Genomic DNA, 7,467 nt, shown 5'->3' on the forward strand with positions numbered 1-7,467 from the left:
CTACGCCCGTGTCCAAGCACAGCTCCACGAGGAACTGGATCGCCTACAACAGCGGTACGGCGACGAGCCGCTCCACTCTCCTCCCTCGGCCTGAGCCCGTAGCGTGTCACCACGCTCCACCGCACCAACCGGCTTAGGAAGATCTGGCCCCGTCGGGTACGATGTGCGCATGACAGCTCTTCTCTTCGACCTACACCATGCGGAGAGAGCAACTAAATCAGTTGTTTTGATGAACTTCTCACGAACCTAGTTAGCAAAGATTCTTTGCATTTTTAATTATTCAATGATTTAATTTAATAATAGGATATGAACCAAGAGACTAAAAAGCAATTTAAGAGCGAGCTTTTCGAGCAGTTCGCAAGAATCGGCAAGGCACTCGCTGCGCCCCAGAGACTCGAAATCCTAGAGCTGCTCTCTCAGGAAGAGAAGCCCGTCGAGGCCGTGGCAAGCGCGATCTGCATTCCCATCGCCAATGCCTCCCAGCATCTTCAGGTGCTGCGCCGGGCACAGCTCGTGAGCATTCGGCGGCAAGGGACACATATCTTCTACCGGCTCTCCGACCCCGCTGTGTTTAGGCTCTGGCAGGCGATTCGTGAGCTTGCAGAAGGCAGACTCGCCGAGGTCGAGCGTGTCGTAGCAACGTATCTCACGGATCGCGCGGAGCTAGAAGCGATTGGTAGTGAGGAGCTGGCGCGAAAGCTCTTAGAGGAAGACATCACCGTTCTGGACGTTCGCCCCGAGTCCGAGTATCTCACCGCCCATATCGCGGGGGCACGCTCTCTTCCTATCGAGGAGCTGGAAGCAAGAATCGGGGAGCTTGCCCCTGGCGCATCTATCGTCGCGTACTGCCGAGGGCCGTACTGCGTCTTTGCCGACGATGCCGTGCGCCTACTAAAGGCTAAAGGTTTTGACGCCAAGCGCCTTGATATTGGCCTGCCTGACTGGATGGCGCAGGGACTCCCTACCGAGAAGAAAGTAGCGTAGCCATGATCCTACGCCAGTTCCTAGACACCGAGCCCACCGTCGCCGCTTCGTATCTTCTTGGCTGTGGCGGGCAGGGAATCTGCGCCGTCGTTAATCCCACTGAAGACATCCAGCGCTTTCAAGACGCCGCTGACTCGCTTGGGATGCGCATCACCTACGTCGTAGACACCCATGCCCACGCCGACCATCTCTCCGGGGGACGACAGCTCGCCGAGGCAGTCGGCGCGGCCTACGTTCTCCACGAGCTGGCCCTTGGCAATGTCATTCTCCAAGTGCTCCATACGCCGGGCCATACGCCTGAGCATATTTCTCTCCTCGTCACCGACAAGCGCCGCGCTGATGAACCCTGGTTTGTCTTGACCGGCCACACCCTCATGGTAGGTGATATGGGAAGAACCGAGCTGGCGAGCTCACCGGAAGAAGGCGCACGCGATCTCTTTCACAGTGCCCAGCGACTCAAAACTCTGCCCGATCATATCGAGGTGCTACCCGGCGCGTTCGCTGGCTCGGTTTGCGGGCGAGCACTCTCCGGCAAGCCAACCTCCACCATTGGGTTCGAGCGGCGTCACAACAAGGCGTTCGCCATAGAGGATGAAGAGGAGTTCGTGCGCTTCATGCTCGCCTACATCCCTCCACGGCCACCACAAGCCGAAGAGATTCGCCGCAAGAATCTGGGACGATGAGCGCGCCCCGAATCGTCGGCTTGCGCGAGAACTTGGGGCAGTTTCTGCTGCTCATGCTTATCAACGCTTTCGTGGGGGGCATGGTCGGTCTGGAGCGAACCGTAGTGCCGCTACTCGGGACGCAAGTCTTCCACCTCGTGCAGAGCACCGCCATCACGAGCTTCATTGTCAGCTTTGGCATCACCAAAGCCCTCGTGAACCTGCTCTCTGGCGCTTTAGCAGACCGATTCGGGCGCAAGAAGATCCTCGTGCTCGGCTGGCTCTTTGGGCTGCCCGTGCCGTTTCTGCTGATCTTCGCTCCGTCGTGGGAGTGGATCGCGTTTGCCAATATCTTGCTGGGTATCAACCAGGGGCTAGCCTGGTCCATGGCCGTGGTGATGAAGATAGACCTAGTAGGCGCAAAGCAGCGCGGACTAGCAGTTGGCCTCAACGAGTTCACGGGGTATCTAGCCGTTGGAGTTACCGCCCTAGCGACTGGCTATCTGGCCAGTGTCTACGGCCTGCGCCCGGTTCCTTTCTACCTGGGCATAGGCTACGCCGCCCTCGGCCTCGTTCTCTCCGCGCTCTTCGTTCGTGACACGAAAGACCTCGTTACCAAAGGGAACTCCTCAAGCCTTCCCTTCCGAGAGATTTTTGCACGCGTGAGTTGGAAGGATCGGAGGCTTCTAGGAGCGAGCCAGGCGGGCTTGGTCAACAATCTTAACGATGGCATGAGCTGGGGACTCTTCCCGCTCTACTTCGCGGCAAGTGGACTGGACGTCGCTCACATTGGCATCCTAAAGTTCGTCTACCCCGCCGTCTGGGGCTTGATGCAGGTTGCTACGGGGCCACTCTCGGACATCATCGCCCGTCGCCTCCTCATCGGGTCGGGAATGGTGCTCCAGGGAATCGCCTTAGCGATGACACTTCTCGGCACGTCTTTCTCGCTCTGGCTGGCGGCAACGGTGCTGTTCGGGCTGGGAACGGCGCTTGTCTACCCGGCGCTGATCGCCGTTGTGAGCGACGCCGCCGAGCCCGACTGGCGAGCGCGTGCACTGGGAGTCTATCGGTTCTGGCGAGATATGGGCTACGCAGTCGGAGCACTGCTCTCCGGTATCATCGCCGATCTTCTAGGTTTCGCGCCCGCCATTGGAGCCGTCGCCACCCTAACGGTTCTCTCCGGTCTCATAGCCCTTCGCTTGATGAAAAAATGAACACAACACTCGTGCCACCGATCTTACAAAACAAAGATCCCGATGCTCCCTCTATCTTCACCGCCGAGGGGCTCCTTCGCGAAGCGCGGCGGCAGAAACGCCTTGAGGAACACCCAGTTCCCGCTGTCTGTTTGCTCGATCCCGACGGCGATATCGTGCGGCAGCTCGCCGCCCGTGGCCTCTCCACTCGTTGCCCGTTCTGGGCGTGCTACCACACGGATCTTCACCGCTTTACATGGGAAGGGATAGAGATCGGCGTTGTGGGCTGCGCGGTTGGGGCATCGTTTGCGGTCTTAGTGGCTGAGGAGCTATTCGCCTCCGGTTGCGAGCTGCTCATCAGTGTCACGTCATCCGGGCAGATAGCACAAGTGAAGGAGCCGCCCTACTTCATCCTGATTGAGAAAGCACTCCGAGACGAAGGGACGAGCTACCACTACCTGCCACCGTCCGAGTACAGCCACATTGCGGCAAGCCTACTGCCCGTTCTTGAGGAGACCCGAAAGAGCCTCGATGGGGTGCTATGCGGTTCAACGTGGACGACGGATGCCCCGTTTCGAGAAACCCAGGCGGCGATTGATCAGCACCGTGCGACGGGTATTCTCGCGGTCGAGATGGAAGCGGCAGCACTGTACGCCTTCGCACAGGCTCGCCAAAAGTCGGTTGTCTGCGTCGCGCATGTCACCAACCAGATGGCGAGCATCGAGGGCGACTTTGAAAAAGGCGATGCCGATGGGATGCAAGACTCTCTGCGCATCGTTGTGGCAATCGCGCGTGCTTGGAAAGTAAGTACAGACCACACAGAAGTATCTGGGGTACTCGGATGATCATCTCTCTCATTCTCAACGAAGGGCCGTATGTCTCTGAAAAAACCTACAATGCTCTGCGGCTGGCAATGGCGTTGCAAAAAAAGCAACCACAAAATCACGATAATCAAGACCCTCCTGTCGAGGTACGTGGAATTGCCCATTTGACGCTCGTTGAAGGGGCGGACATTAGTTCCATGGAAGAGTTGAGCCGTTGGGTCATCGAATCGGATAAAGTCCTGGTCTTCTAAAGGAGGGGGGAACTTCCCAGCGCATCTCAAAGGTACAGTAGAGTAACGAATATGCGATGACTCTGGGCGATTTTGCTTGTAGCAATCCTAGTGGTGAACTCCTTCCTTCTTGCTGCTCAGTCGCGCCGGGTCATCCAACAGAACCTCTTTATCTCGCTGGGCGTCATTGCTCTACTGGTACCTTCAACCCTCTTTGGTTTTGCCAATATCGGCGTCGCAGTCTTCTTCCACGAAGGCAGCACCCTCATCGTGGCGAATGCCCTACGGCTACTTCGTTTTCGTGTAGAGTAGACTCCAAATATGACAACGCGATTTCGGCTCGTTGAAGCCGTGCTACTCGGCACAGTCTTCCTTGACCTAGCCGCCTTTGGCTCGATCCTGCCCGATGTCCAGACCCGCCTGGAGAGCTTTGGAGCGCGTGGCTGGTTGATCGGCTTGATCCTTGCATCCTACTTCCTCGTGCAGACCCTTGTCTCGCCACTTTGGGGGAAGGTCAGCGACCAGCGCGGGCGTAAGCTTCCGCTGGTGCTCTGCTTCGTGTTGTCGGCGGGCTCGTTCGCTCTCTACGGGCTTGCGGGCAGTAGCTGGCTCGTGCTCGTGAGTCGCATTGTGGCAGGGCTTGCCGCCGCCAATGTCGCCCTTGCCCAGGCAGAAGTCGCCGCACTTCACAACGAAAACGAGCGTCCCGCAGCGCTGGGGAGGCTCAGTGCCGCGACAACCGGTGGGCTGATTCTGGGGCCAGCAGTCGGTGGCTGGCTCTCGCACGTTGGGGGAAGCATCCTGCTGGGCATGACCGCCGCGAGCCTCTCGGCACTTGCAGCGCTCGCACTGGCGCTGGTGATTCCGCATCGCATGCCAACCGAGGTTGTGGCACCAAAGGCGGAAAAGCCCCGCGCAAGGTTCGCTCTTCTGCGCGAGGTTCCGTCACTGGGCACACTCTTCATCCTGGCAGCTACGGCTTGGTTCGCGCTTGCGTGTTTGGAGGGCACTTTCGGGCGACTGATTCATCTGCGCCTCGGCTATGGCCCTCGCGAGTACGGCTTGATCTTTGGCTACGAGGCGCTGCTCGGGGTATTGATTCAGGCGTTCTTACTTGGCCAGATCACCAAGCATCTCACGCCCGTAGTCTTGCTCCGAGTTGGCTACGGGCTTCAGGCAGTCGGGCTGGGATTCACCCCATTCGCACCGAGTCTGGCGTGGCTCTTTGCTTGTAGCACCCTCTACGCTATTGGGGCAGGCGTCGCGAACCCAACAATCAATGCCCGCTGTAGCGCGGTGACTCCCTCGGATCGGCAAGGCGAGATGTTCGGTCTGCTCCAGGCAGCGCGTTCTGTGGGGTTTCTTCTTGGGCCTCTGCTGGGTGGGATTCTCTTCGACTGGCGTCCAGAAGCCCCTTACTTGCTTGCAGCCGGTGTAATGGTCGTGGCGGGTATCCTGGTGCAAACAGCCTCGTCTACTCAGGAAAAGGAGTGAGTTCACCTGCCTGAAACCCGAAACCAGTTAGGAACAGAGGCTGGTATCAATGCCCACGCGAACTAGGGCGCGGGCACGGTGAAGGCGGGACTTCACCGCTGCAACGGAAATTCTCAGGCGCTCAGCCACTTCACTCGCGGGGAGATCCTGGACATCGCGCAGCTCGTAGACCTCGCGGTAGAGAGGAGGCAGCTCCGCCATGACCTGAAGCAGACACGCCTTGGTTTCTTCCTCAATCAGCTGTGAGTCCATGGAGGGTGCATCCGAGGCGGGCTCAATTCCCTGCTCACTCAGTTCAGCCAGACGGAGCACCGGAGCAAGCGCTTCTTTTCGCTTCAAACGACCACAAGTTCGCCGGGCAATGATCGCCAGCCAGCTCTGGAATGCAGTCTCATCACTGAGCTGGTGCATCGCGCGGTAGGCATTAAGGAGCGACTCGGAAAGCACGTCGGCGGCGTCATCAGCGTTGCCACACATCCGCACCATCTGGCGGTAGACCGCGTCCTTGTGCCGTGCCATCAGTTGGTCAAAATCCATATTCCATACTACCCGAAACCAAAAAACGGGCAGGGAGAAATCCCTGCCCGCCCTCTCTAACCCACTCCGCTACTGGCGTGGGGGAGCCGGATGGAAGGTATGCATCCCCGCCATTCCGTTCTTGATGAAGTCGCTCACCGCCTGGGCGTGGCTTTGCAGCAGCTTCACCGTATACGCATCCTCCGAGGTCTCGACAACTCTCACGCCACGCTCCGTGGCAGTCACGGAGATCACGATCTTGTCCGCATTCTGAAACAGCGCGGCAAAGAGCGGATCACCCTGACGGATGGGCTGATTCTTCTCCAGGCGCGTCTTCATCGCTGCTACATGCTCCTGAAGCAGTCCCACGGTTTGAGGATCACTGGACTCAGTGAGGGCCTCAATCCCGTTGGGCAGGATCTTCACAGTTCGGCTGATGGTACCGGACTGGGTAAAGAGGGAGTGAATCGTTCCCATGTCCGCCATGCCACCGCCCATCATTGAACCCATTCCGTTCATCATCCCCATTCCATTCATCATTCCCATGCCACCCTGCATTCCCATGCCACGGCCCATCTGGTTCATGTTCATGCGGCCCATCATTGAACCCATCATGCCCATGCCACCACCCATACGGCCGCCCATCATGGAGCCCATATTGCCCATCATGGGGCAACCCATGCTGCCCTGCTGGGACGAACCTGAAGTGGGTGTCTGAGCCAGAGCGGCTCCGGTCGCAACGAGAAGCGTTGCCACGGCATACAAACCTGCGGGAAAGACCCGCATCTTACGTCGAATAGTCATTCTGAAACTCCCTTCGCTAACCTGACGGTCACTCCGAAAATCGCTACTACTCGCACTGACTCACATCGCTGTGAACTCCTCCTATAGAGACAGAGTCAAAGGGTTCAGGAGCGGAAAAACAACTTAGGACACCGCAGCCAGAATCTGGGAAAGTGGAGTACGATCTGCCGGGTCAGAGCTGGGATAGGCGAGCCGGACACTGCCTTGCACATCCAGAAGAAAGTCACCGCCAAGCTGGTATGGATCGCCCTTGACAGGCATGAGCTTGCGGCCCTTGGCCAGTAGCCGGAAGTAGTAAAGAAACATCTTCGGGTGCCAGGCAGCCAGCACCGACGAGCCCAGACCAAAAGCCACATAAGCACGGCGCTCGGGATCGAGAAACAGCGGGAACGGGAACTGGGTAGCTTCCAGCCAGTGACGCGCTAGCTCTGGCGGGGCGAAGCTAATGAGCACCACTTCTATCCCACGCGCTTGCAGCTCTTGCTCGTGGTCACGCAACTGCGCGACATGCTCACGGCAGGGCAGTCACCCGAGGTGCCGAAGAAACACAAGGAGCGTCCACTGATGATGGCTCACCAGCTCCTCCAGAGTGATCGGCGTGCCCTCAATGCTATGTAGAACTAGCCCGGTAGCATTCTCAGGAACCATGAGAGCCCTTATAGACGGGGTGTGCTAATTTCCTCAGACGGCATATCGAGCCACCTCAGCCAGATCACGTCCTAAGACGAGGTTGAAGTAACGAGCCAGATTGAAGGCTGCA

The 7,467-nt window shown here is 58.3% G+C and carries 11 protein-coding genes; 8 read left to right on the top strand and 3 right to left on the bottom strand.

Translation table 11 applies throughout. From position 1 onward, the window contains the following. Positions 1–306 precede the first annotated feature (306 nt). The 7 genes from ACH2EH_RS25620 to ACH2EH_RS25650 all read left to right on the top strand — a co-directional run bounded on the left by ACH2EH_RS25620 (position 307) and on the right by ACH2EH_RS25650 (position 5,387). Positions 307–984 carry an ArsR/SmtB family transcription factor gene (locus ACH2EH_RS25620; RefSeq protein WP_395146260.1) on the top strand — a complete coding sequence of 226 codons (678 nt, stop codon included), beginning with the start codon at positions 307–309 and terminating at the stop codon, positions 982–984. Positions 985–986: 2 nt separating this feature from the next. After that, positions 987–1,667 carry an MBL fold metallo-hydrolase gene (locus tag ACH2EH_RS25625; RefSeq protein WP_395146261.1) on the top strand — a complete coding sequence of 227 codons (681 nt, stop codon included), beginning with the start codon at positions 987–989 and terminating at the stop codon, positions 1,665–1,667. Next, complete coding sequence (locus ACH2EH_RS25630; protein WP_395146262.1) at positions 1,664–2,860, top strand: MFS transporter; 1,197 nt, start codon at positions 1,664–1,666, stop codon at positions 2,858–2,860. The genes ACH2EH_RS25625 and ACH2EH_RS25630 overlap by 4 nt, the downstream gene beginning before the upstream one ends. Then, positions 2,857–3,684 carry a uridine phosphorylase gene (locus tag ACH2EH_RS25635; protein ID WP_395146263.1) on the top strand — a complete coding sequence of 276 codons (828 nt, stop codon included), beginning with the start codon at positions 2,857–2,859 and terminating at the stop codon, positions 3,682–3,684. The genes ACH2EH_RS25630 and ACH2EH_RS25635 overlap by 4 nt, the downstream gene beginning before the upstream one ends. Next, positions 3,681–3,914: a hypothetical protein gene (locus tag ACH2EH_RS25640; RefSeq protein ID WP_395146264.1), complete on the top strand. Its 234-nt coding sequence runs from the start codon at positions 3,681–3,683 to the stop codon at positions 3,912–3,914. Before ACH2EH_RS25635 ends, ACH2EH_RS25640 begins: the two co-directional genes overlap by 4 nt. A gap of 93 nt (positions 3,915–4,007) precedes the next feature. Further along, a complete protein-coding gene (locus ACH2EH_RS25645) occupies positions 4,008–4,205 on the top strand; it encodes a hypothetical protein (RefSeq protein ID WP_395146269.1) in 198 nt (65 codons plus the stop codon). A 9-nt stretch (positions 4,206–4,214) separates the two neighbouring features. Beyond that, positions 4,215–5,387, top strand: coding sequence for an MFS transporter (locus ACH2EH_RS25650; RefSeq protein ID WP_395146265.1), 1,173 nt, complete (start codon positions 4,215–4,217; stop codon positions 5,385–5,387). A 27-nt stretch (positions 5,388–5,414) separates the two neighbouring features. Here the strand turns inward: ACH2EH_RS25650 and ACH2EH_RS25655 are convergent, their stop codons facing one another. The 3 genes from ACH2EH_RS25655 to ACH2EH_RS25665 form a co-directional block, all read right to left on the bottom strand. Next, positions 5,415–5,924: an RNA polymerase sigma factor gene (locus ACH2EH_RS25655; RefSeq protein WP_395146266.1), complete on the bottom strand. Its 510-nt coding sequence runs from the start codon at positions 5,922–5,924 to the stop codon at positions 5,415–5,417. A gap of 69 nt (positions 5,925–5,993) precedes the next feature. After that, positions 5,994–6,707 (bottom strand): hypothetical protein, encoded by a 714-nt coding sequence (locus ACH2EH_RS25660; protein WP_395146267.1) that lies wholly within the window; start codon positions 6,705–6,707, stop codon positions 5,994–5,996. Positions 6,708–6,830: 123 nt separating this feature from the next. Next, positions 6,831–7,205 (bottom strand): AhpC/TSA family protein, encoded by a 375-nt coding sequence (locus ACH2EH_RS25665; RefSeq protein ID WP_395146268.1) that lies wholly within the window; start codon positions 7,203–7,205, stop codon positions 6,831–6,833. On the opposite strand from ACH2EH_RS25665, the gene ACH2EH_RS25670 reads away from it, so the two are divergent. After that, complete coding sequence (locus ACH2EH_RS25670) at positions 7,179–7,325, top strand: hypothetical protein (RefSeq protein ID WP_395146270.1); 147 nt, start codon at positions 7,179–7,181, stop codon at positions 7,323–7,325. The two genes, ACH2EH_RS25665 and ACH2EH_RS25670, sit on opposite strands and share 27 nt — an antisense overlap. Positions 7,326–7,467 lie beyond the last annotated feature (142 nt).

Origin of the sequence: Armatimonas sp. (assembly GCF_043760365.1) — a bacterium.
In the GTDB taxonomy this organism is placed as follows: Bacteria; Armatimonadota; Armatimonadia; order Armatimonadales; family Armatimonadaceae; genus Armatimonas.

Bases quoted from the DNA above. Each gene is read 5' to 3' on its own strand.
- ACH2EH_RS25630 (WP_395146262.1), top strand. From the start codon at position 1,664: ATGAGCGCGCCCCGAATCGTCGGCTTGCGCGAGAACTTGGGGCAGTTT.
- ACH2EH_RS25640 (WP_395146264.1), top strand. From the start codon at position 3,681: ATGATCATCTCTCTCATTCTCAACGAAGGGCCGTATGTCTCTGAAAAA.
- ACH2EH_RS25625 (WP_395146261.1), top strand. From the start codon at position 987: ATGATCCTACGCCAGTTCCTAGACACCGAGCCCACCGTCGCCGCTTCG.
- ACH2EH_RS25660 (WP_395146267.1), bottom strand. From the start codon at position 6,707: ATGACTATTCGACGTAAGATGCGGGTCTTTCCCGCAGGTTTGTATGCC.
- ACH2EH_RS25655 (WP_395146266.1), bottom strand. From the start codon at position 5,924: ATGGATTTTGACCAACTGATGGCACGGCACAAGGACGCGGTCTACCGC.
- ACH2EH_RS25650 (WP_395146265.1), top strand. From the start codon at position 4,215: ATGACAACGCGATTTCGGCTCGTTGAAGCCGTGCTACTCGGCACAGTC.
- ACH2EH_RS25620 (WP_395146260.1), top strand. From the start codon at position 307: ATGAACCAAGAGACTAAAAAGCAATTTAAGAGCGAGCTTTTCGAGCAG.
- ACH2EH_RS25635 (WP_395146263.1), top strand. From the start codon at position 2,857: ATGAACACAACACTCGTGCCACCGATCTTACAAAACAAAGATCCCGAT.